Here is a 20,250-nt window from a genome sequence, read left to right as displayed (position 1 = left end):
GCGTCATGCGGGATTGTCGCGCACCTCGCGTGCGTGGTGGTTACATTTCTTTTCTTTGTGCTTGAGCACCAGGCGGTCGAGCTTGTCGACCAGCAGGTCGATGGCCGCATACATGGTGGAACCGCTGGCATCTGCGTGCAGGGTGCGACCGGGAAGGTTGACGGTGGCGACCACGTGGTGGTCTGGCTTGCGAACCGCCAGCTGCGTTCGGACTTCGCAGTGCTGGTCGAAATGGCGCTGCAGTCGCTGCAGCTTGCTTGCCACGTAGTCCCGCAGGGCGGGGGTCACTTCAAGCTGGTGGCCATACGTCTCGATGCGCATCGGATACCTCCATTGGTCGGTGGGCCAATGAACCGTTCCGGTGATCCGACTAACCCGGCGCAGGCCGGCGTTGCGGTGGTTGCAACGTCAGGCGATGCGTACGCGTTCGTGGGAGGCGGAAATGTTCATGGCCTCACGATACTTCGCAACGGTGCGCCGCGCCACTGGTACGCCGGAAGTTTTCAACAGATCTGCCAACTTGGCGTCCGACAAGGGTTTGCGCGGGTTTTCCGCGTCGATCAGGCGCCGGATCATGGCCTGGATGGCGGTGCTGGACGCTTCGCCGCCGCTGTCGGTGTCGATGCCGGAGGCAAAGAACGAGCGTAGCGCGATGGTGCCGCGCGGGGTGCGCACGTATTTGCGGGCAATGGCGCGGGAAATGGTGGATTCGTGCAGACCGAGCTCGCCGGCGATCTCGCGCAGGGTCAGCGGGCGCAGCGCCTGCGCGCCGAATTCCAGAAACCCGGCCTGGTGCTGCAACAGGCAACGCACCACCCGCAGCAGGGTTTCGCCACGGGCTTCCAGGCTCTTGAGCAGCCAGCGCGCCTCCTGCAATTGCCCGCGCAGGTAGCCGGCGTCGGATTCGCCGCAGCTGCGGATCAGGTTCTCGTAGCCGCGATGGATGGTGACCTTGGGCTGCGAGCGGCCGGCCAGCGACGCGCGCCAGACGCCGCGCTGGCGCCAGATCACGCAGTCCGGCACCACGTAGGTGTCCTGCGACAGGTCGCCGATCTGCTTGCCGGGGCGCGGGTCCAGCGAGCGCACCAACTGCACGGCCTGTTCGACATCGGCGGCGGAGCGCTTGAGTTCGTGCGCCAGGCCGGGCACACCGGCACGCGGCAGCCGTTCCAGCGGGCCGGCGACGATCTGCAGCGCCAGGTCGCGCCCCGGGATGGCCGGGTCGAGCACCGCCAGCTGCAGCGCCAGACACTCGCCCAGCGTGCGCGCACCCACCCCGACCGGGTCGAAACGCTGGATCTGATGCAGCACGGTCAGTACTTCTGCCTCGTCCACCGCAGCGCCCAGCGCCAGTGTTTCTAGAATGGCCGACAGCGGCTCGCGCAGATAGCCGTCTTCGTCCAGCGCATCGATCAGCATCGCGCCAATCTGGCGGTCGCGTGGCGACAATGGCGACAGGTGCAGCTGCCACAGCAGATGGTCGGCCAGGGTTTCCGATTCGGCCACGCGCTCGGCGGCATCGCCGGACTCGTCATCGTCGAAACTGCCACCGCTGCCCGAGCCGGTCCACTGCAATTCGTCCTGCGACCAATCGTCGTCGCGTTCGGCAGGCGCCGGTTCTTCGCGCTGGGGTTCCTCGCTGGACGAGGACGGCGAGGACTCCACCGGTGTATCGCCGGCCGCATGCGCGGCTTCGTCGGCCCATTCCAGCAGCGGGTTGGTTTCCACCGCTTCGGCGATTTCCAGTTCCAGCTCGGTGGTGGACATCTGCAATAGCTTGATCGCCTGACGCAATTGCGGCGTCATGACCAGCTGCTGTCCTAGCGATGTCTGAAGCCGGGCTTTCATGCGGGCACTGACTGGAAGAATCGATGGCGCGGCGACGCGCTCAAAGGCGGAAAGTTTCCCCCAGATACACGCGACGGACGTCGGGATTGGCTAGCAGCGCGTCCGGTGCCCCCTGCGCCAGCACGCCCCCCTCGGCGAGGATATACGCGCGGTCGCAGATTCCCAAGGTCTCGCGCACGTTGTGATCGGTGATCAACACGCCGATGCCGCGTTCTTTGAGGTGAATGATGATGCGCTGGATCTCGCCGACCGAAATCGGGTCCACGCCGGCAAACGGTTCGTCCAGCAACATCATGCGCGGCTTTGCGGCCAGCGCGCGGGCGATCTCGCAGCGGCGGCGCTCGCCACCGGAGAGGCTGGCGCCGAGCTGATCGGCCACGTGGGTGATCTGCAATTCTTCCAGCAGCGAAACCAGTTCCTTCTCGCGGCCGGCGGTGTCCAGTTCCTCGCGCAGCTCCAGCACCAGCCGGATGTTGTCGGCCACGGTGAGCTTGCGGAAGATCGACGGTTCCTGCGGCAGGTACCCCACGCCGAGCTTGGCGCGTGCGTACATCGGCTCGGCGGTAAGGTCGCGTCCATCCAGTTCGATGCGCCCGGCGTCGGCTTCGACCAGGCCGACGATCATGTAGAAGCAGGTGGTCTTGCCGGCACCGTTGGGGCCGAGCAGGCCGACCACTTCGCCGGCCTCGAGCGTGAGGCCGAATTCCTTGACCACTTCGCGTTGCTTGTACTTCTTGCGCAGACCGGTGGCGACCAGCATTACTTCTTCCCCTGCGGCTTGGCGGCAGGCTTGGCGGCCGGTGCCGGCGTTGCCGCGGCGGGGGCTGCATTTTTGGGCTGAATGATGGTGCGCACGCGGCTGCCATCGCCGCCGCTCTGCATATTGCCGGTCTTGGTGTTGTAGACCATGCGCTGGCCGGCGTTGGTGCCCTTGGGCGAGTCGACCTTGTAGTTGCCGGTCAGAATGATGATCTCGTCGGCGACCTTGTATTCGATGTTGTCGGCCTGGCCGTTCATCATCGCGCCGTCGTCCATTTGCTGCTTGAGCGTGGCCTGCTTGCCGTTGAGCACGACACGGTCGGTCTGGCCGTTCTTCTGGAAGATGTCGGCGGTATCGGCGTGGATTTCCAGCGTGCCCTGGGTGATCACCACATTGCCGCTGAAGCGGCACTTGCCGCTGTCGTCGAGCATGTTGCAATCGTTGGCATTGGAGTCGATCGCCATCGGCTGATTGCGATCGCTGGTCTTTGCCATCGCCATGGCAGGCAACAGCAGCGCGGCAAACGCCAGTTTAGCGGGCAGCATTCGGTTCATAGCGGGTCTTGACCTGAGAAAGGAGCTTGTACTGGCGTGATTTGAGATCGGCCTCGAAGCCGACCCCGCTTTGCATGATACCCGGCCGGCGCATGGTCACCGGAGCAGCGGTCTTGGCGAGGTTTTGCTGCGGAAACACGTCCAGACTCTCGGTACGGAAGGTGGTGGGCGGCGTCGCGCCGGCGGTCGGGCTGTCGCCTTGGACATCGCCGCGCAAGCGCAGTTCGTCGCCCTTGGGACTGACCCAGCCGGTCTTGGCGCGCAGCGTCCATGGCTGGTTGGCGTTGTCGGGCAGCAAAAATACCGGCGTGGTGATGTCGGAGGTCTGATCGGCGCGGTTGCGGTGCATTTCCGGCGCGCGCAGCGTCATCGATTCCTTGCCGCTCTGCTTGTCCAGGGCGATCAGTTCGAAGTCGCGCAGCACGTAGTCGACCTTCGACTCGTCCACCGCTGCGGCGACCGGGCGCGCGCGCTGCTGCCAAGCCGACCAGCCGGAGATGGCGGCCGCAGCAAACAACACGACGCCTAGCGTGGTGCGCCAGTTCAAGTTCATGCGGAAAACCTTTCGATGATGCCCTCGACCTGGCCTTGCGCGGCAAGCACCACATCGCAGACCTCGCGGGCGGCGCCTTCGCCGCCACGGGCCTGGGTGTGCCACTGCACGCGCTCGGCGATCCAGGGGTGCGCATTGGCCGGTGCCACCGGCAGGCCAACCGCCAGTAACGCCGGCAGGTCGGGCAGGTCGTCGCCCATGAACAACACCTGGTCCAGCGACAGGCCGTGTTCCTGGCACAGCGCCAGCACCGCCAGGCGCTTGTTCTTGACCCCGATCTGCACGTGCAGGCCCAGATCCTGGCCGCGCTTTTCTGCTGACAGGCTGGCGCGCGCGGTGATCAGCGCCACGTGGATGCCGGCATGGTCCAGCTGTTTGAGGCCCTGGCCGTCGAGCACATTGAATGACTTGCTCTCATTGCCGGCGTGGTCGTAGTACAGGCGCCCGTCGGTCAGGGTGCCGTCGACGTCGAAACAGGCCAGGCGGATACGCGCGGCGCGTTCGATCAGCTCGGCGGGGAGGTGCTGCAAAGGAGAGTAGGGCATCGGCACGAATGAGTGAGAACGGGGTTCCGCGATTGAAAACTGAACCTGTTAAACCACCTTGGCGCGCAACAGGTCGTGAATGTTCAATGCGCCGACGGCGCGCTGCTGCGCGTCCACCACGATCAGGCCATTGATCTTGTAGTCCTCCATCAGCCGCGCGGCCTCGGCGGCCAGCTGGTCGGCGCCGATGGTGCGTGGGTTGCGCGTCATCACCTCGGCAATGCCGGCGCTGCGCACGTCGATGTCGCTATCCAGCGCTCGGCGCAGGTCGCCGTCGGTAAATAGCCCGATCAGGCGACCGTCGTTGTCGACCACCGCCGTCATGCCCAGGCGCTTGCGGCTCATTTCCATCAGCGCCTGGCTCAGGCTGGCATCTTCGCGCACGCTGGGCAGGTCATCGCCGCCGTGCATGACGTCGGTGATGTGCAGCAGCAGGCGCCGGCCCAGGCTGCCGGCCGGGTGCGAGCGCGCAAAGTCGTCGGCGGTGAAACCGCGCGCATCCAGCAGCGCCACCGCCAGCGCATCGCCCATTGCCAGCGAGGCAGTGGTGCTGGAGGTCGGCGCCAGGTGCAGCGGGCAGGCCTCGGCGGAGACGCTGACATCCAGGTGCACGTCGGCGGCCAGGGCCAGACTGGAGCCGGGGCGGCCGGTCATGGCGATGATCGGGTTGCCCTGGCGCTTGAGCACCGGCAGCAGCATGCGCACTTCGTCCGATTCGCCCGAATACGACAGCGCCAGCACGATATCGGCCTCGGTGATCATGCCCAGGTCGCCATGCCCGGCTTCGCCGGGATGCACGAAGAACGCCGGGGTGCCGGTAGAGGCCAGGGTGGCGGCGATCTTGCGCGCGATATGGCCGGATTTGCCCATGCCGGTGGCCACCACCCGCCCGCGCGACGCCAGCACCAGCCTGCAGGCCGCGGCAAACGCGTTGCCGATGCGCGCGCCCACGCTGGCGAGGGCTTCACGCTCGATCTCCAGCACGCGCTGGCCGCTGGCGACCAGGCTGGCGTCGCTGACGGTGGCGGTGGGCAGGTGCGAGACGGCCATGCGGGACTCGGGTGAAGAGTAGAATGTGCGCTCATTTTATGAGGAAACGCCCTGTGGACGCCGAAACCATCCGTAAACTCATCGAATCCGGCTTGCCCGAAGCCCGCGTCGACGTGCACGGCGACGACGGTGTGCACTTCGAGGCGACCGTGGTCAGCCCGGCATTCGCCGGCAAGGCCCCGTTGGCGCGCCACCGCATGGTCTACGCGACCCTGGGCGATTTGATGGGTGGCGCGATCCACGCGCTGCAGCTCAAGACGCTGACCCCCGACGAAGGCTGAGCGGCGCCGTCGGGCAGACCGGCCCCGGCCGTAGTGCCGCCCGGGGCGCGTCGTCCGGCACGCCGTTGTCTCAGCTCTTAATCCCGCGATATCTCATTCCCCCGACATCTCTTTCGACATCTCTTTCGGATCTCCCAAGCTCCCATGGCAAAAATCGTAGTGACCGGCGGCCAAGCGCTGCATGGCGAAGTCAATATTTCCGGCGCCAAGAACGCAGTGCTGCCGATTCTGTGCGCCACCCTGCTGGCCGATGCGCCGGTGGAAATCAGTAACGTGCCGCACCTGCACGATGTGATCACTACGGTGAAGCTGCTCAGCGAGCTGGGCGCCGAGGTCACCATCGACGAAGGCACGCTGGCCAAGGGCCGCTCGATCCTGGTCGACCCGCGCTCGGTGACCCATCAGGTTGCCCCGTACGAGCTGGTCAAGACCATGCGCGCCTCGATCCTGGTGCTGGGCCCGCTGCTGGCGCGCTACGGCACCGCCGAAGTGTCGCTGCCCGGCGGTTGCGCGATCGGTTCGCGCCCGGTGGACCAGCACATCAAGGGCCTGCAGGCGCTGGGTGCGGAGATCAGCGTAGAGAACGGCTACATCAAGGCCACCAGCAATGGGCGTCTGAAGGGCGGCCGTTATGTGTTCGACATGGTCAGCGTCACCGGCACCGAAAACGTGCTGATGGCCGCCGTGCTGGCCGAAGGCACCACGGTACTGGAGAACGCGGCGATGGAACCGGAGGTCACCGACCTGGCCGACTGCCTGATCGCGCTCGGTGCGCAGATCGAAGGTGCCGGTACGCCGCGCATCGTGGTGCACGGCGTCGAGCGTCTGGGGGGCGGGCACCACGCGGTGCTGCCGGATCGCATCGAAACCGGCACCTTCCTGGTCGCTGCGGCGATGACCGGTGGCAGCGTCACCGTGCGTCGCGCGCGTCCGGACACCCTGGATGCGGTGCTGGACAAGCTCACCGAAGCCGGCGCCACCATCACCACCACCGCCGACAGCGTCACCCTGGATATGCATGGCAAGCGCCCGCGCGCGGTCAACCTGACCACCGCGCCGTACCCGGCGTTTCCCACCGACATGCAGGCGCAATTCATGGCGCTCAACTGCGTGGCCGACGGCGTGGGTGTGATCAATGAAACGATCTTCGAAAACCGCTTCATGCACGTCAACGAATTGCTGCGCCTGGGCGCGGATATCCAGGTCGAAGGCCATACCGCCATCGTGCGCGGCGCCGAACGCCTCAGCGGCGCGCCGGTGATGGCGACCGATCTGCGCGCGTCGGCCTCGTTGATCCTGGCCGGGCTGGTGGCCGATGGCGACACCACCATCGATCGCATCTACCACCTGGACCGTGGGTACGAAAACATCGAAGAGAAGCTGGGGGCGCTGGGTGCGACCATCCAGCGCATCGCATGATCCTGCGCGGGCGCTTCACCACCCGACGCAAGATCCTGCTCGGCGTGATCGTGCTGATCCTGGCGTGGCTGGCCTACGCCTGGAGCGTGGGCATGGCCATCACCCAGGGCGTCGAGTTCAAGGACATGGACTGGAACGGCGACGGCAACGCCAGCCGCAACGAGATCGCGCAATCGTTCTACGCGGTGGCGGTAAAAAAGACCGTCGAAGGCAAGCGCCATTGCGATCTGTTCTATTGGCGCAAGAACGACGCGCAGATCCGCGTGGATTGCCGCACGGTGTTCAGTACCGGCGATGACAAGGCTGCTGCCAAGCCCTGAGAAGGGATAGTTGCGTGCGGATGGATCACCTTTGGAGCAAGTGATAGGTCAGCGCGGACAGATCACTTGTGGAGCGGCTGATCTGCGGCTTCGTTGCAGGGTCCTTGCCCGCCCACCGTCGCGGGACACGCTGCAAGTACGTCCTTGTAAGCTCTTACGCGGCATCCATGCCGCGTAAGGTCCCGCGACGGTGGGCGGGCAAGAACCAGTCATGATGGTCGGTGTGCATGGTGCAAGCAGTGCATGACGTGCTTCTGATGCGCTGAATCTCATGTAGTTGCAGCCGTACTCGCAAGCCAATGCAACCCGCGAGATGGCAACCTTTTACTTGGCTACCGACCAACTTCCTGGTGCGGTGTCCTCACCGCTTGCGGGACCGTGTGGCGGCATGGATGCCGCCACCGAGCCTCCAAGGAAGGATTTACGGCGTGTCCCGCGAGCGGTGAGGGCATCGCGCCCTCGACGCCGCGAGTTTGCTGCAGAGCCCTTACCCGCTCACCATCGCAGGACACGCTGCAAGTACGTCCTTGCAAGCTCTTATGCGGCATTGCATTGATGACGCGTAAGGTCGCTCGGCGGTGAGCGGACAATGGCCCGTCGAGATGATCGGTGTGCATGTTTTCAACAAAACAACCGAATAACTCTCTGGCGCGGTGTCCTCACCGATCGCGGGACCGTGTGGCGGCATGGATGCCGCCACCGAGCCCCCAGGGACGGGTTCACGGCGTGTCCTGCGAGCGGTGAGGGCGCCGCGCCCTCGACTCAGTGGGCGTTTGACTGCACTAAAACGACTTTACGACTGCACTAAATGACTTTACGACCGGGACTATGGTGGCAATCAGTCCTTTGGTCGACGGTTTGACGCGCTCAGCGCAGCGACTTGATGGTCAGGTCGAGCGCGTCCTGGCCTTTTTCCTTCTGCAACAGACGCGCCGGCACCGGCAGGTCCTTGACCACCCAGGCGATCAATTCCTTGTCGCCATCCACGCGCGAAACCTTGGTGGCCTGTTCCTGCTTGCCGTTGACGGTGATGGTTTCCTTGCCGATCACCTTGTAGCTCATCGGCTTGATGCGGCCCTCGTCCACCATGCGGTAGTTGAGCGGCTTGCCGGCGGCCACATCGCGGGTGATCGCCAGGTTGATCAGTAACGCGTCCATATCGCCAGGCTGCAGTTTGACCGGGCCGCGGCGGTCCGGCTTGATATCGCCGGCCCACGTCGCCTGGCTGGTTTTCCAGTCGTAATTGGCGGTGACGTTGCGGCGCTTGACCATCATCGACGAGGTGTCGTTGCTGCTGACCGGGCGCAGCTGGCCACTGGTCTCTTCGAACACCGTGCTCTGGGTCAGATTGGCCAGCTGGTTCTGGATGGTCAGCGTGTAGCGCCACTGGTTGGCGCCGGCCGCGGCCAGCGTCATCGTGCCGTTGGCCTGCATGCCCATGTAATTGGCAGAGTAATCGGCCTGGAATGGCTGCATCGCGAATGCCGGCAGGCTGGCTACGGCCAGTGCGGCGGCGGCGATCAAGGCGCTGGTGCGAGAGAAGGTTTTCATGGTCAGACTCCTTGGTATTCGACCAGGCGGAGATCGACCTGATCCTCACCTTTGTCACGTTGCAGGATGCGCACCGGAGTCGGAACCCCGTTGGCGATCCAGAGGATGGTTTCGTTGTCGCCGCTGTTGACGCGGTACACGCGCAACGCGTCGTAGCTCAGGTCGCCGACCTGCACCACCTCGGTGGTGTCGGCGGCGCGGTAATCGTATTTGCGCACCCGGCCCACATCGACATAGCGGTAGCTCAGGCTGCGGCCGGGCTGCGCATCGCGCATCAGCGACAAATTCAACGACAGTGCGCTTTGATCGCCGTGCTGCAGTGGAATGGGTTGCTGACGCTCTTTCTTCAGGTCGCCGTCCCATTGCGCGGTGCCGGCTTGCCAGTTGTAGACGCCGGTGACTTTTTTGCCGAAGAACATCGCCTTGCGCACGGTGCTCTGGCTCAACGGCACATAGGTGTCGCCATCGACGCGAAACACCGTGCTCTGTTCCAGGTTCAAGCCCAGGATGCTGGCGAAGCCCTTGCGGCCGCGGACCGACATGTCGATGCGCCACTGGCTGCCTTCGCCGTGGCTGACCTGCATGGTGGCATCGCCGGCCTCCTTGCCGCGGTAGAACGCCTGGTAGGTCGCCACGAAAGGCTCCAGCGGCGGCGGCGTCCAGGTGCTTGCCGGCAGCGCGGCTGCAGCCGCGGGGGCAACCGGCGGAACAGGCGTGGCAGGTGTTTGTGCGGCAGCTGCCGGCGGGGCCGCTGCCTGTTGCGCACGGCCTGCGCCGGCCTGGCAAAGCAGGGCCGTGGTCAACAGCGCGGCGGCGATCGGGATGGCTTTCATGCGCGGGAGCTGAGGCACGGGGCCACGAGGATGTCCGAGACGGGATGAGGGGGGCGTATCCGCATTCAGGCGAGCGCGGCGTCAGCGGACTCTAGTCGTAGTGGCGTAAACAGGCACTGACCGTCGACATGCACCGCATCGCCGTCCACCTGCAGGCGTCCGCTGGCCAGCAGGTCCAGTGTGGCGAGCAGCAGCGGGTGTTCGCGGGCCAGAACGCGCGCGGCCAATTGCTCGGCGCTATCGCCGGGGAGCACCGGTACGCGAGCCTGTGCGATCACGCTGCCGGCATCCAGTTCGGGTACCACCAGATGCACGCTGGCGCCGTGCTCGGTATCGCCGGCCTCCAGCGCGCGGGCATGGGTGTGCAAGCCACGGTACTTGGGCAGCAGGGACGGGTGGATATTGAGCATGCGCCCGGCAAAGCGCCGCACCAATGGCTCGCCCAGAATGCGCATGTAGCCGGCGCAGATGACCCAGTCCGGCTGTACGACGGCGATGGCATCGCCCAGCGCGGCGTCGAAGGCGTTGCGGTCGGCGAAGTCGCGCGGGCTGGCGCTCCAGCGACATGCCGCTTCCATTTTTTGAAGCGCCGGCGCCTGCGGACGGTCGGAAAATACCCCGACCACTTCTGCGTGCAAACGCCCGCTGGCGATCGCGTCAAGGATGGCCTGCAGATTGCTGCCGCGGCCGGAGGCCAGCACGGCCAGGCGCAGGCGGGGATCAGTTGCGAGCATTGAACAGTGTCCTCACCGCGGGGTAGGCCGCCAGGCTGCCGAGGGTTGCCAGCAGCATGTCGGTGTGCGCGTCCCAGAGGTCGCCCTGCTGGCCGTTGTAGGCCTCGGCGGCCTGTGGCGACAGCAGCAGCGCAATGCCCCACTCGAACCACTCGTAGACCAGGCTGACGCACATGATGCTCATCACCGTCAGCGCAAAGGCCTGCCGCAGCGTCAGCCGTGGCCACAGCCGCAACGCCAATTGCGCAATGGCTGGCGTGAAACACAGCCCGAACAGCAGGTGGATCAAGCGGTCGAAATGATTGCGCGTCCAGCCGAACGTGGCGCTGGGCGACCAGTGCACTAACTGCATGCTCCATTGCTCGTAGGGCACGTTGGAATACAGCCAGCGCGCGCCGATGCAGTGCAATCCGATAAACACGCAGATCGCCACGAAGGCGGCGTTCTCCAGCGGCCAGCGACGGTCGGCCCACACCAGTGCGATCAACCCGATCACGGTCAGCGAACTATGCAAGGCCTGTTCGACCGGCCACAGCGGTGCGATCCAGCTCGCCAGGAACACCGCGATGGTGACGGTCAATGCAGCCGGTTTGGCGCGGCGCAGGGTCCGGGTGATCACGTGGCTCTCAGGCGGCGGTTGCGGCAGGGCCGAACAGTGCCTTGACCTGAGGGCGCAACAAGGTGACCAGCGTAAAGACGCCAAGCACGGTGCCGAACGGCATGAAGGAGCACGAAATGCCCGCCACGACCAGGCACAGCAGATGCCGCCGGCGCTGGGCGATACAACGGCCGGCATAGGCCATGAAGCCGGCCAGGGTCAGGCCGCAGATGATGATCGCGGCCGCAAACACCACGAAGATCCAGCCGAACATCCGCATCTCGTCCGGTGCCGTTTCGCCGTTGTTGCCGTTCATCGGCAAGTGCCCGGTGACGATGGCCAGCCCCATGAACAGATGGATCAGCGGAAACAGCGAAAACAGCCCGGTGATGCCGGCCAGCACGTAATGAAAGATCGACAGCAGCTTGAGGTGCTGCAGGTCATCGGCGCTGGCCGGCGTCGGCAGGGCAGGTGTGAAAGCGTCCATGCAGGTCTCCTTGGCTCAGCCAATCCGCACGCGTTCGTCGCCTTGCGCAGCGACCACGTGGCCAATGCGCCAATGCGCCAGCGATTGCGCGTCCAGCCCCTGTTCCAGCGTGGCGGCCTGCTCGGGCGAGGCGATCAGCACAAAGCCGATGCCGCAGTTGAAGGTGCGCCACATTTCGGCATCGGCCACCGCGCCTTCGCGCTGCAGCCAGGCGAACACCGGCGGTAAGGTCCATGCCTTGGCATCGATGTCCAGGCCCAGGCCGTCGGGAATCACGCGGATGATGTTTTCGGTGAGCCCGCCGCCGGTGATGTGCGCCATGGCGTGGATCGTTTCGCCGTGCGACTTGAGCAACGCCAGCACCGGCTTGACGTACAGCGCGGTCGGCGCCATCAGTGCGTCGATCAGTTTGGTGCCGTCGTCCAGTACATGCTCTGCCGGCGCGCCGGCACGTTCGTAGATCTTGCGGATCAACGAATACCCGTTGGAATGCGGGCCGGAGGACGCAATGCCGATCAGCACATCGCCCTCGCGCACCTGCGCGCCGTCCAGCAGCTGCGACTTTTCCACCGCACCCACGGTGAAGCCGGCCAGGTCGTATTCGCCGGGCGGGTACATGTCGGGCATTTCGGCGGTTTCGCCACCGATCAAGGCGCAACCGGATAGCTCGCAGCCGCGCGCAATGCCGCCGACCACCGCCGCGGCGGTGTCCACGTCGAGCTTGCCGGTGGCGAAGTAGTCCAGGAAGAACAGCGGCTCGGCGCCCTGCACCAGTACGTCGTTGACGCACATGCCGACCAGGTCGATGCCGATGGTGTCGTGGCGGCCCAGTTGCTGTGCCAGTTTGAGCTTGGTGCCCACGCCGTCGGTGCCGGAGACCAGCACCGGCTCCTTGTACTTGCCCGACAGGTCGAACAGCGCGCCAAAGCCGCCCAGGCCACCCATCACCTCCGGCCGGAAGCTGCGCTTGACCAGTGGCTTGATGCGTTCGACCAGGGCATTGCCGGCATCGATGTCGACACCCGCGTCGCGGTAGGTCATGGGCGAGGGAGTGGAAGGCGTTGGGCTGGTCACGGGCGTGGGTGGCTCGGCAGTAAAGGCGGCGATTTTAACAGCCACGTTGGCGCTAGCGCCCCATTCGGGCAACAATTCACCCGGATACGCTTACACCATGGAACCGTCGATGCGCCGCAGTCTCGCTTTCTTTCTTGCCCTCGTGGTCGCCATGCCTGTGGTTCCGGCCTTTGCGCAGGCCGATCTGCGCACCGAAGGCGACGTCGCCAAGGCGCAAAGTGCCTACGACGCCGAAGTGCCGGTCAACAGCCAGGGCGAATCCGATCGCCCCGGTGCCCTGGCGCGCGCGCTGGGCGCCGTGCTCGGCAAAGTCTCCGGCGATCGCTCGGTAATGAGCCGCCCCGGCGTCCCGCAGGCGCTGCGCAATGCGCCCAACTACGTCGAACACTACGACTACCGCCAGGATCAGGGCACCTCGCGCACGGGTGCGCCGACCTTCCGCACCACCCTGGTCGCGCGTTTTCGCCAGTCCGACGTGGATAGCTTGATCGCCGCGCTCGGCCTGCCGGTGTGGCCGCTGCCACGTCCCAAGCCGGTGCTGTGGCTGGCCATCGATGACGGCAGCGGCCCGCGCCTGGTGGGCGTTTCCCAGGCCAATGCCGCACGCAGCGTGCTCGACCGTGCGATTGAGCGCGGCTACCGGCTCGGCCTGCCGGGCGGAGCGGCCGCCGAGCAGGCGCTGGCCGGTGCGATCTGGCGCAAGGACACCGCCGCGGTGTCGCGCGCGTCGGCCAAATACAGCCCGCCGATGCAGCTGATCGGCAAGCTCTACCGCAATGATGCCGGCTGGACCGCCGACTGGGTGTTCGTGGACAACGGCAACGTGCTGTCGAGCTGGACCAGCAGCGACGGCGATGCGCGCCGCGCGATGGCAGCCGGTGCCGATGGTGCCGCCGATGCCTTGGTCAAGCGCTACGCCAAGCGCGTGGATTCGGGGGTGCCGGGCGTGTACCGCGCAGTGATCACCGGCATCCACAGCGCCGACGATTACCTGCGGGTCGCCGCCGCACTGCAGAGCGTGTCGGTGGTACGCAGCATTCGCCCGGTCAGCGCCAACGGCGATCGCATGGAAGTAGATCTGGAACTGCTCACGGGTATTTCTGGGCTCAACCGTATGCTCGGCGACAACAGCCCCCTTGTGTCGGTCTCGGTACCGACTGAAGGCCCGATCATTCTCGACAACGAGCACGCCGAGTACCGCCTCAAATGACGTTGACTCCCGAAGCCGAAATCGCCTTATTCCTGCGTCGCCTCAAATGGGTGGCGGTCATTGTCGGCGTGCTGTGGGTGGTCTCGCTGCTGTCCCCGATCCTGACGCCGTTCGTGCTGGCATTGCTGCTGGCCTGGCTGGGCGACCCATTGGTGGACCGCATCGAACGTGCCGGCCGTTCGCGCAACATGGCGGTGGCGTTGGTATTCGTCTTGGCGCTGCTGCTGTTCGTGCTGGCGCTGATGATTCTGGTGCCGATGATCGAACGTCAGATCATGACCCTGATCGATGCCTTGCCGCAGATGCGCACCTGGGCAATCAGTACGGCCATTCCGTGGCTGGAAGCCAAGACCGGCGTGGAGCTGATGGGCTGGCTGGATCCGGAGCGTTTGATCGACTGGATCCGCAGCCACTGGGAGCAGGCCGGCGGTGCCGCCAAGACCTTCTTCGGTTACGTATCGCGCTCGGGCTTTGCGATGGTGACCTGGGTGATCAACCTGGCGTTGCTGCCGATCCTGGCGTTCTACTTCCTGCGCGACTGGGACCGCTTGGTCGAGCGTGTGGCGGCGGTCATCCCGCGTGCCTACATCGGCACCGCGAGCCGGCTGGCGCTGGAATCCAACGACGTGCTGGGTGGCTTCATCCGCGGCCAGTTCCTGGTGATGCTGGCGCTGGGCGCGATCTACGCCACCGGGCTGTCCATCATCGGACTCAACCTGGGATTGTTGATCGGCATCATTGCCGGCTTCATCAGCTTCATTCCGTATCTGGGCGCGACCACCGGCATCGTGCTCGCGCTGCTGGCGGCCATCGTGCAGGCGCAGGGGCTGGATCTGAAGCTGCTGATCGGCGTGGGCGTGGTGTTCACGGTCGGTCAGTTGCTGGAAAGTTATTTGCTCACTCCGCGCATCGTCGGCGACAAGATCGGCCTGCATCCGGTGGCGGTGATCTTTGCGGTGATGGCGGGCGGCCAGTTGTTCGGCTTCCTCGGCATGCTGCTGGCGTTGCCGGTGGCAGCGGTGGCCAACGTGCTGCTGCGGTATGCGCATGAGCAGTACACCCGCAGCGACCTGTATGCCGGCGAGCGTGCGGGCATCGTGCTGCAGTCCACCACGGCCGAGCGCAGCGTCATCATCGACCCGACCAAGGACGCAGATCGGTCGTGAGCGTGCCGCAGTTGCCATTGGCGTTGCGCGCGCCATCCGATCAGCGTTTCGATAGTTATATTGCCGCGCCCGAGGGCCTGCTTGCGCAGTTGCAGGCCCTGGCGGCCGGGCAGGTGAGCGATTGGCTCTATCTTGCCGGTCCCGCCGGCACCGGCAAGACGCATCTGGCGCTGGCGGTGTGCGCAGCGGCCGAGCAGGCCGGGCGCGCAACCGCGTATCTGCCGCTACACGCAGCAGCTGGCCGCCTGCGCGATGCGCTCGAAGCATTGGAAGGGCGCAGCCTGGTTGCACTGGACGGCGTGGATAGCATTGCCGGGCAGCGCGACGACGAGGTGGCGCTATTCGATTTCCACAATCGTGCACGCGCTGCCGGCATCAGCCTGCTCTACACCGCACGGCAGGTGCCCGATGGCCTGGCGTTGGTGCTGCCGGATCTGCGTTCGCGGCTGTCGCAATGCATCCGGATCGGATTGCCGGTGCCCGACGATGCGGCGCGCGCCGCAGTGCTGCGCGATCGTGCGCAGCGGCGTGGGCTGGGGCTGGACGACGCGGCGATCGACTGGCTGCTGACGCACAGCGAACGTGAACTTGCCACGTTGGTAGCCTTGCTGGATCGGCTGGATCGCGAGTCGTTGGCGGCCAAACGCCGCATCACGGTGCCATTCCTGCGTCGCGTGCTTGAGGATCGCGGGGCGTAAGGCAGTGGGTTTGCGGCTGTCTTGCAGGGCGCTTGCCTGCCAACCATCGCGGGACACGCTGCAAGTACGCCCATCTAAGTTCTTACGCGGTATCCATGCCGCGTAAGTTCTCGCGAGGATGGGCGGATAAGGATCAGCCGAGGCAGTCGGTGCGTCGAGTTTTCAGCAAGCAACCAGCAACGCTCTAGCACGGTGTCCTCGTTCTTCAAAAAAGCAGCCAACTGTCTGGTGCGGTGTCCTCGCCGCTTGCGGGACCGTTGGCGGCATGGATGCCGCCAACGAGCCCCCAGGGACGGGTTCACGGCGTGTCCCGCGAGCGGCGAGGGCACCGCGCACTCGACACTGCGAGTTTGCTGCTGGAGTCTTGCCCGCCCACCATCGCGGGACATGCTGCAAGTACGTCCATCTAAGACCTTACGCGGCATCCATGCCGCGTAAGGTCCGGCAACGGTGGGTGGGAAAGGGCCAGCCGAGGTGGTCGGTGCGTGGTTGCGAGCGGTGCACGCGGTGCGGGCGGCCGCTAACGTGTGGCCTGATCAGCTCATTCCGTCCGAGCGATGTCATTGCCAGTCCGGACATCGCCTCACCCGTCGGCGAAGGCGCATGTGGCAAACACGTTGCAACCAGCGAGCCAGCGCTCGAAGGTTTCTGTTGATGCGCTTGATGACGAGCGTTGCAGCAACGAGTTGCGGTCAGCCGTCGTTGCGCAGTAACTGTGCATCCAGCTCTGCCAGACGCTGCGGCGTGCCGACATCGGTCCAGCGCCCGGCATGGTGGATGCCGTCGATCAGGCCTGCCGCCATCTGCGCGCGCAGGATCGGCGCCAACGCAAACCGCGGCGCCGCGCCGGTCTGCTCTGGCAACTGACCAATCACCGATTGCCAATCGTGCAGCAGCGACGGTCGATACATGCCGATGCCGGAATAGGTAAGCGTTGCGGGCAGATCTGCGTGCACCTTGCCCTCCGCATCCAGCGCAAAATCAGCGCGCTCTGCATAAGCGGGGCGATCCACCAACACCAGTTGCGCCAGTCCTTCCGGTGCATGCGACAGCCGGGCAAAGTCGAAATCGGTCCAGATATCGCCATTGACCAGCAGGAACGGTGCATCGCCCAATAGCGGCAGTGCGTGCAACATGCCGCCGCCGGTTTCCAGCGGCGTTGCGCCTTCATAGGAATACGTCAGACGCAGCCCGAACGCACCGCCGTCTCCCAGCGTTTGCGGAAAGTGCTCGGCCAGCCACGAGGTATTGATCACTACCTCGTCCACGCCCAACGCCGCCAGTTTGCGTAAATGCCAGACGATCAACGGCGTGCCGCCGACCGACAGCAAGGGTTTGGGCGTGTGCTCGGTCAACGGCCGCATCCGCTCGCCAAAGCCTGCTGCAAAAATCAACGCCTTCATACGTCCGCCTGCAGTGCGCGTGTTGCCAATGCGGGTTTGACCACCTCGTCCAGCAGCATGATCAGCGGCGCCAGCTCGGCGTAGCGCGGCAGTACTTCGTCCAGATAGGCGATGAAGCGCGGCACGTTGTCCAGATACCAATGCTTGCCATCGCGATGGCTCAGGCGCGAAAAAATGCCCAGGTTTTTCAGATGCCGCTGCACGCCCATCCAGTCCGCATCGCGCAGAAACTGCTGCAGTGGCGGCACCGGCAATCCGGCGGCCTGCGCACGGGCGTGATAACGCGCCAGCCAGCCGTCGACGCGTGCGATCGGCCAACTCACCGAGGTGTCCTTGAACAGACTGATCGGGTCGTAGGCGATCGGCCCGATCACGCAATCCTGAAAGTCCAATACTGCCGGGCCATCGGGCACCGGCATCAGATTGCGCGGCATGAAGTCGCGATGGGTGAACACGCGTGGTTGCGCCAGCGCGTTGTCCATCAAGCGCCGTTGCACCAGCTGCAACTGCTCGGCCTGGCCGCAGTCCAGCTGCACGCCAAGATGGCGACCCAGAAACCATTCCTCGAACAAGCCGGCATCGCGTTGCAGCAGCGCCTCACCGAACACGCCGCTGTCGGCAGGTGGCGGGATCTGTTGCAGCAACAGCAATTGCGCGATGGCGCCATCCAGCAGGGTGTCGGCATTGGCGTCGGTCAGGACCTGCGCCAGCGTCGGTACGCCCAGATCCTCCAGCAGCAGGAAGCCGATCTCCAGGTCCTGTGCCAGCACCTGCGGCAGGCGCACTCCATGCGCACCCAATACGGCGTGCATGCGCAACCACGGCGCAACGTTTTCAAGCTGCGGCGGCGCATCCATCAGGATACGATCGGTGCCGCGTCCCTGCGTGCGCCAGTAACTGCGAAAGCCGGCGTCGACCGACGCACGTTGCAATACCGCAGATGGGTCATCCAGTGCGTGTCGCGCCCATTGCAGGCGCAGCGCGTCGCGCGCAGGGTCAGAAGGCGATACCGTCATGTGTCGTGGTTGCGTAGTGAAGTGAGGACGAAGCGTGCAATGCAGCGGTCAGCGTTTGCTGCCGCTGAGCAAGCGCAGCAGTGCAAGGATGGCGATGGCACCGAGCAACGCGCCGAGGAAACCGGCAGGCTCGCCTGCGTGGTACCAGCCCATGTAGCGGCCAAACCAGCTGGCTACCACCGCCCCGGCGATGCCCAGCACGATGGTCAGCAGGCAACCCAGGCGCTGCGTGCCGGGCGTGATGAAACGCGCCAGCAGCCCGACCACAAATCCCACCAGCAAAATGTAGAGCCAGCTGTCGCTACCAAACAAAGTGTTCATTGCAGCACCGAAGGCGAACGGGATCGGCAGACTAGCATCTCGCATGTCGGCGGCTCGCGCTGCACACGCAGCGCGAGTGGTGATGATGGGGTGCCTTCAGCAAATCCTTGCGTTGGGCATTGCCGCAGAAACCCTGTCATGGAGCGACTGCCCAGACAGCCGCCGCCTTCAATCGCATGATCGAACACCCAGCCCCCGTCCCTGCGGGAGAGGAGCTGGGTGAGAAGACGCTGACCAGATTGCCGATGCCGCGTCCTTTGCGCCAAATGCAACGCAATGCTTCACGTCAGGACACGCCCTCAACCCGCAGTCGTCTCTCGTCGGCTCAACAGCAACCGTGTCCACCATGACGGGTGCCGCTATCGGCCGCCACCGGCGAGCCGCTGGTTTCGCCGCGCAGGCAGGCCGCGTGATGCTCGGCGATCACCTTCGACACGCAGGCGGTGACGCGCTTGCCCATCGGGATGTGCAAAAACTCGTTCGGGCCATGCGCATTGGAATGCGGCCCCAGCACGCCGGTGATCATGAACTGCGCGCCGGGGAACTTTTCGCCCAGCATGCCCATGAACGGGATCGAGCCGCCTTCGCCCATGTACATCGCCGGCTTGTCGAAGAAGGCCTGGCTGGCATCGTCGATGGCCTTCTCCAGCCACGGCGCCATGGCCGGGGCATTCCAACCGGACGATGCCTTTTCCAGCTCCAGCGTGACCTGCGCGCCATTGGGCGGATCGCGCAGTAATGCCTGCTTGAGCAGCTTGCCGCAGGCCTTGCCGTCTGCGGTTGGCGGCAGACGCAGCGACAGCTTCACCGCGGTCTGCGGACGCAACACATTGCCGGCCGAGGCCAGCGGCGGCGTGCCATCCACGCCGGTGATCGACAGCGCCGGGCGCCAGGTCCGGTTCAAGACCAGCTCGGTGAGGTCGTCATGCATCGGCACCAGGCCATCGACCATCGGGAATTTGTCGAAGATGGCGGTATCCAGCGTCGCCGCTGCAGCCCTGGCCTGGGTCAGGCGCTCGGCCGGCACCTCCACATGCAAACCCTCCAGCAGGATGCGGCCCGTGGCCTCGTCTTCGATGCGCGACAGCAACTGCCGCAGCAGCCGGAAGCTGGACGGCACCACGCCGGACGCATCGCCGGAATGCACGCCTTCTTCCAGCACCTTCACGCTGAGGTTGCCACCGGTCAGGCCGCGCAGCGAAGTGGTGCACCACAACTGCTCGTAATTGCCGCAGCCCGAATCCAGACATACCACCAGCGACGGCTTGCCGATACGCTCGGCCAGATGGTCCACATAAGCGGGCAGATCGTAGCTGCCGGACTCTTCGCAGGCTTCGATCAGCACCACGCACCGCGCATGCGACAGGCCCTGGGTGCGCAGCGCCAGAATCGCCGCCAGCGAGCCGAAGATCGCGTAACCGTCGTCGGCGCCGCCCCGCCCATACAGCTTGTCGTCGCGTAGCACCGGCTCCCAGGGGCCCAGGTCGGCATCCCAACCTGTCATCTCCGGCTGCTTGTCCAGATGGCCGTACAACAACACGGTGTCGTCGCCGGACTCCGGGCCGGTGGCCGGGATCTCGATGAAGATCAGCGGCGTGCGGCCGTCCAGGCGCACCACCTCGACCTGCATGCCATCGATGGCTTGGGCGCGCGCCCAGGTTTCCATCAACGTGACAGCCTGCTCCATATAGCCGTGGGCCACCCAATCGGCGTCGAACATCGGCGACTTGTTGGGAATACGGATGTAATCGACCAGCTGCGGGACGATTTCGCGGTCCCAGGTTTCGCTGATGAATTGGTCGATCTTGGCGCTGTCCATGAAGGCTCCG

Annotated in this window: 23 protein-coding genes; 6 read left to right on the top strand and 17 right to left on the bottom strand. The window is 65.2% G+C overall.

Going from position 1 to position 20,250, the window contains the following annotated elements:
- Window positions 1-3: 3 nt before the first annotated feature.
- The 7 genes from hpf to ABQU90_RS07670 all read right to left on the bottom strand — a co-directional run bounded on the left by hpf (window position 4) and on the right by ABQU90_RS07670 (window position 5,310).
- Window positions 4-321, bottom strand: coding sequence for a ribosome hibernation-promoting factor, HPF/YfiA family (gene hpf / locus ABQU90_RS07700; RefSeq protein ID WP_011037930.1), 318 nt, complete (start codon window positions 319-321; stop codon window positions 4-6).
- A gap of 87 nt (window positions 322-408) precedes the next feature.
- Window positions 409-1,848 (bottom strand): RNA polymerase factor sigma-54, encoded by a 1,440-nt coding sequence (locus ABQU90_RS07695; protein WP_055849558.1) that lies wholly within the window; start codon window positions 1,846-1,848, stop codon window positions 409-411.
- A gap of 40 nt (window positions 1,849-1,888) precedes the next feature.
- A complete protein-coding gene (gene lptB / locus ABQU90_RS07690) occupies window positions 1,889-2,608 on the bottom strand; it encodes an LPS export ABC transporter ATP-binding protein (protein WP_055849562.1) in 720 nt (239 codons plus the stop codon).
- Window positions 2,608-3,162 carry a lipopolysaccharide transport periplasmic protein LptA gene (gene lptA, locus ABQU90_RS07685; RefSeq protein WP_115513511.1) on the bottom strand — a complete coding sequence of 185 codons (555 nt, stop codon included), beginning with the start codon at window positions 3,160-3,162 and terminating at the stop codon, window positions 2,608-2,610. Before lptA ends, lptB begins: the two co-directional genes overlap by 1 nt.
- Window positions 3,140-3,715 carry an LPS export ABC transporter periplasmic protein LptC gene (lptC, locus tag ABQU90_RS07680; RefSeq protein WP_055849571.1) on the bottom strand — a complete coding sequence of 192 codons (576 nt, stop codon included), beginning with the start codon at window positions 3,713-3,715 and terminating at the stop codon, window positions 3,140-3,142. Before lptC ends, lptA begins: the two co-directional genes overlap by 23 nt.
- Window positions 3,712-4,260 carry a KdsC family phosphatase gene (locus tag ABQU90_RS07675; protein WP_055849574.1) on the bottom strand — a complete coding sequence of 183 codons (549 nt, stop codon included), beginning with the start codon at window positions 4,258-4,260 and terminating at the stop codon, window positions 3,712-3,714. The genes lptC and ABQU90_RS07675 overlap by 4 nt, the downstream gene beginning before the upstream one ends.
- A 48-nt stretch (window positions 4,261-4,308) precedes the next feature.
- The gene (locus ABQU90_RS07670; protein WP_115528567.1) at window positions 4,309-5,310 is read right to left on the bottom strand and encodes a KpsF/GutQ family sugar-phosphate isomerase; all 1,002 of its coding nucleotides are present in this window, start codon (window positions 5,308-5,310) and stop codon (window positions 4,309-4,311) included.
- A gap of 53 nt (window positions 5,311-5,363) precedes the next feature.
- Between ABQU90_RS07670 and ABQU90_RS07665 the strand changes: the two genes are divergently transcribed.
- The 3 genes from ABQU90_RS07665 (at window position 5,364) to ABQU90_RS07655 (ending at window position 7,330) form a co-directional block, all read left to right on the top strand.
- Window positions 5,364-5,591, top strand: a complete 228-nt coding sequence (locus ABQU90_RS07665) for a BolA family protein (protein ID WP_017157709.1) — start codon at window positions 5,364-5,366, stop codon at window positions 5,589-5,591.
- Between the two features lie 144 nt (window positions 5,592-5,735).
- A complete protein-coding gene (murA, locus tag ABQU90_RS07660) occupies window positions 5,736-7,010 on the top strand; it encodes a UDP-N-acetylglucosamine 1-carboxyvinyltransferase (protein WP_055849581.1) in 1,275 nt (424 codons plus the stop codon).
- Window positions 7,007-7,330: a hypothetical protein gene (locus tag ABQU90_RS07655; RefSeq protein ID WP_055849585.1), complete on the top strand. Its 324-nt coding sequence runs from the start codon at window positions 7,007-7,009 to the stop codon at window positions 7,328-7,330. Before murA ends, ABQU90_RS07655 begins: the two co-directional genes overlap by 4 nt.
- 867 nt (window positions 7,331-8,197) lie before the next feature.
- On the opposite strand, the gene ABQU90_RS07650 is transcribed toward ABQU90_RS07655, so the two are convergent.
- The 6 genes from ABQU90_RS07650 to purM all read right to left on the bottom strand — a co-directional run bounded on the left by ABQU90_RS07650 (window position 8,198) and on the right by purM (window position 12,682).
- Window positions 8,198-8,881, bottom strand: a complete 684-nt coding sequence (locus ABQU90_RS07650; RefSeq protein ID WP_115554275.1) for a DUF3108 domain-containing protein — start codon at window positions 8,879-8,881, stop codon at window positions 8,198-8,200.
- A 2-nt stretch (window positions 8,882-8,883) separates the two neighbouring features.
- Window positions 8,884-9,714, bottom strand: a complete 831-nt coding sequence (locus ABQU90_RS07645; RefSeq protein WP_323521326.1) for a DUF3108 domain-containing protein — start codon at window positions 9,712-9,714, stop codon at window positions 8,884-8,886.
- A gap of 65 nt (window positions 9,715-9,779) precedes the next feature.
- Window positions 9,780-10,448: a phosphoribosylglycinamide formyltransferase gene (gene purN / locus ABQU90_RS07640; RefSeq protein WP_323521325.1), complete on the bottom strand. Its 669-nt coding sequence runs from the start codon at window positions 10,446-10,448 to the stop codon at window positions 9,780-9,782.
- Complete coding sequence (locus ABQU90_RS07635; protein WP_323521431.1) at window positions 10,435-11,052, bottom strand: DUF2238 domain-containing protein; 618 nt, start codon at window positions 11,050-11,052, stop codon at window positions 10,435-10,437. Before ABQU90_RS07635 ends, purN begins: the two co-directional genes overlap by 14 nt.
- Before the next feature lie 22 nt (window positions 11,053-11,074).
- Window positions 11,075-11,533: a hypothetical protein gene (locus ABQU90_RS07630; RefSeq protein WP_115528563.1), complete on the bottom strand. Its 459-nt coding sequence runs from the start codon at window positions 11,531-11,533 to the stop codon at window positions 11,075-11,077.
- Between the two features lie 15 nt (window positions 11,534-11,548).
- Window positions 11,549-12,682, bottom strand: coding sequence for a phosphoribosylformylglycinamidine cyclo-ligase (gene purM / locus ABQU90_RS07625; protein WP_323521324.1), 1,134 nt, complete (start codon window positions 12,680-12,682; stop codon window positions 11,549-11,551).
- A gap of 22 nt (window positions 12,683-12,704) precedes the next feature.
- On the opposite strand from purM, the gene ABQU90_RS07620 reads away from it, so the two are divergent.
- From ABQU90_RS07620 to hda, 3 genes are read left to right on the top strand one after another with little or no spacing between them, the layout of a single operon-like run.
- Window positions 12,705-13,817 (top strand): DUF2066 domain-containing protein, encoded by a 1,113-nt coding sequence (locus ABQU90_RS07620; RefSeq protein WP_323521323.1) that lies wholly within the window; start codon window positions 12,705-12,707, stop codon window positions 13,815-13,817.
- Entirely contained in the window at window positions 13,814-14,983 is a 1,170-nt protein-coding gene (locus ABQU90_RS07615; RefSeq protein WP_055849604.1) for an AI-2E family transporter, read from the top strand. The genes ABQU90_RS07620 and ABQU90_RS07615 overlap by 4 nt, the downstream gene beginning before the upstream one ends.
- The gene (gene hda / locus ABQU90_RS07610) at window positions 14,980-15,681 is read left to right on the top strand and encodes a DnaA regulatory inactivator Hda (RefSeq protein ID WP_323521322.1); all 702 of its coding nucleotides are present in this window, start codon (window positions 14,980-14,982) and stop codon (window positions 15,679-15,681) included. The genes ABQU90_RS07615 and hda overlap by 4 nt, the downstream gene beginning before the upstream one ends.
- A gap of 692 nt (window positions 15,682-16,373) precedes the next feature.
- On the opposite strand, the gene murU is transcribed toward hda, so the two are convergent.
- The 4 genes from murU to ABQU90_RS07590 form a co-directional block, all read right to left on the bottom strand.
- On the bottom strand, window positions 16,374-17,084 hold the full coding sequence (gene murU, locus ABQU90_RS07605; protein ID WP_323515261.1) for an N-acetylmuramate alpha-1-phosphate uridylyltransferase MurU: 711 nt from the start codon (window positions 17,082-17,084) through the stop codon (window positions 16,374-16,376).
- Window positions 17,081-18,100 carry an aminoglycoside phosphotransferase family protein gene (locus ABQU90_RS07600; protein WP_323521321.1) on the bottom strand — a complete coding sequence of 340 codons (1,020 nt, stop codon included), beginning with the start codon at window positions 18,098-18,100 and terminating at the stop codon, window positions 17,081-17,083. The genes murU and ABQU90_RS07600 overlap by 4 nt, the downstream gene beginning before the upstream one ends.
- Before the next feature lie 48 nt (window positions 18,101-18,148).
- Window positions 18,149-18,421 (bottom strand): GlsB/YeaQ/YmgE family stress response membrane protein, encoded by a 273-nt coding sequence (locus tag ABQU90_RS07595; RefSeq protein WP_323521320.1) that lies wholly within the window; start codon window positions 18,419-18,421, stop codon window positions 18,149-18,151.
- 325 nt (window positions 18,422-18,746) lie between these two features.
- Window positions 18,747-20,240: a M20 family metallopeptidase gene (locus ABQU90_RS07590; protein WP_323521319.1), complete on the bottom strand. Its 1,494-nt coding sequence runs from the start codon at window positions 20,238-20,240 to the stop codon at window positions 18,747-18,749.
- Window positions 20,241-20,250 lie beyond the last annotated feature (10 nt).

Origin of the sequence: Xanthomonas sp. WHRI 10207 (genome assembly GCF_040202975.1) — a bacterium.
In the GTDB taxonomy this organism is placed as follows: Bacteria; Pseudomonadota; Gammaproteobacteria; order Xanthomonadales; family Xanthomonadaceae; genus Xanthomonas.
Note: the sequence above shows the minus strand (reverse complement) of the source record. Positions and strands in the feature narration are given on the sequence as shown.

Bases quoted from the DNA above. Each gene is read 5' to 3' on its own strand.
- lptB (WP_055849562.1), bottom strand. From the start codon at position 2,608: ATGCTGGTCGCCACCGGTCTGCGCAAGAAGTACAAGCAACGCGAAGTG.
- ABQU90_RS07675 (WP_055849574.1), bottom strand. From the start codon at position 4,260: ATGCCCTACTCTCCTTTGCAGCACCTCCCCGCCGAGCTGATCGAACGC.
- purN (WP_323521325.1), bottom strand. From the start codon at position 10,448: ATGCTCGCAACTGATCCCCGCCTGCGCCTGGCCGTGCTGGCCTCCGGC.
- hpf (WP_011037930.1), bottom strand. From the start codon at position 321: ATGCGCATCGAGACGTATGGCCACCAGCTTGAAGTGACCCCCGCCCTG.
- murA (WP_055849581.1), top strand. From the start codon at position 5,736: ATGGCAAAAATCGTAGTGACCGGCGGCCAAGCGCTGCATGGCGAAGTC.
- ABQU90_RS07670 (WP_115528567.1), bottom strand. From the start codon at position 5,310: ATGGCCGTCTCGCACCTGCCCACCGCCACCGTCAGCGACGCCAGCCTG.
- ABQU90_RS07615 (WP_055849604.1), top strand. From the start codon at position 13,814: ATGACGTTGACTCCCGAAGCCGAAATCGCCTTATTCCTGCGTCGCCTC.
- ABQU90_RS07630 (WP_115528563.1), bottom strand. From the start codon at position 11,533: ATGGACGCTTTCACACCTGCCCTGCCGACGCCGGCCAGCGCCGATGAC.
- ABQU90_RS07600 (WP_323521321.1), bottom strand. From the start codon at position 18,100: ATGACGGTATCGCCTTCTGACCCTGCGCGCGACGCGCTGCGCCTGCAA.
- lptC (WP_055849571.1), bottom strand. From the start codon at position 3,715: ATGAACTTGAACTGGCGCACCACGCTAGGCGTCGTGTTGTTTGCTGCG.
- ABQU90_RS07655 (WP_055849585.1), top strand. From the start codon at position 7,007: ATGATCCTGCGCGGGCGCTTCACCACCCGACGCAAGATCCTGCTCGGC.
- ABQU90_RS07695 (WP_055849558.1), bottom strand. From the start codon at position 1,848: ATGAAAGCCCGGCTTCAGACATCGCTAGGACAGCAGCTGGTCATGACG.
- ABQU90_RS07590 (WP_323521319.1), bottom strand. From the start codon at position 20,240: ATGGACAGCGCCAAGATCGACCAATTCATCAGCGAAACCTGGGACCGC.
- lptA (WP_115513511.1), bottom strand. From the start codon at position 3,162: ATGAACCGAATGCTGCCCGCTAAACTGGCGTTTGCCGCGCTGCTGTTG.
- ABQU90_RS07595 (WP_323521320.1), bottom strand. From the start codon at position 18,421: ATGAACACTTTGTTTGGTAGCGACAGCTGGCTCTACATTTTGCTGGTG.
- murU (WP_323515261.1), bottom strand. From the start codon at position 17,084: ATGAAGGCGTTGATTTTTGCAGCAGGCTTTGGCGAGCGGATGCGGCCG.
- ABQU90_RS07645 (WP_323521326.1), bottom strand. From the start codon at position 9,714: ATGAAAGCCATCCCGATCGCCGCCGCGCTGTTGACCACGGCCCTGCTT.
- ABQU90_RS07620 (WP_323521323.1), top strand. From the start codon at position 12,705: ATGGAACCGTCGATGCGCCGCAGTCTCGCTTTCTTTCTTGCCCTCGTG.
- ABQU90_RS07650 (WP_115554275.1), bottom strand. From the start codon at position 8,881: ATGAAAACCTTCTCTCGCACCAGCGCCTTGATCGCCGCCGCCGCACTG.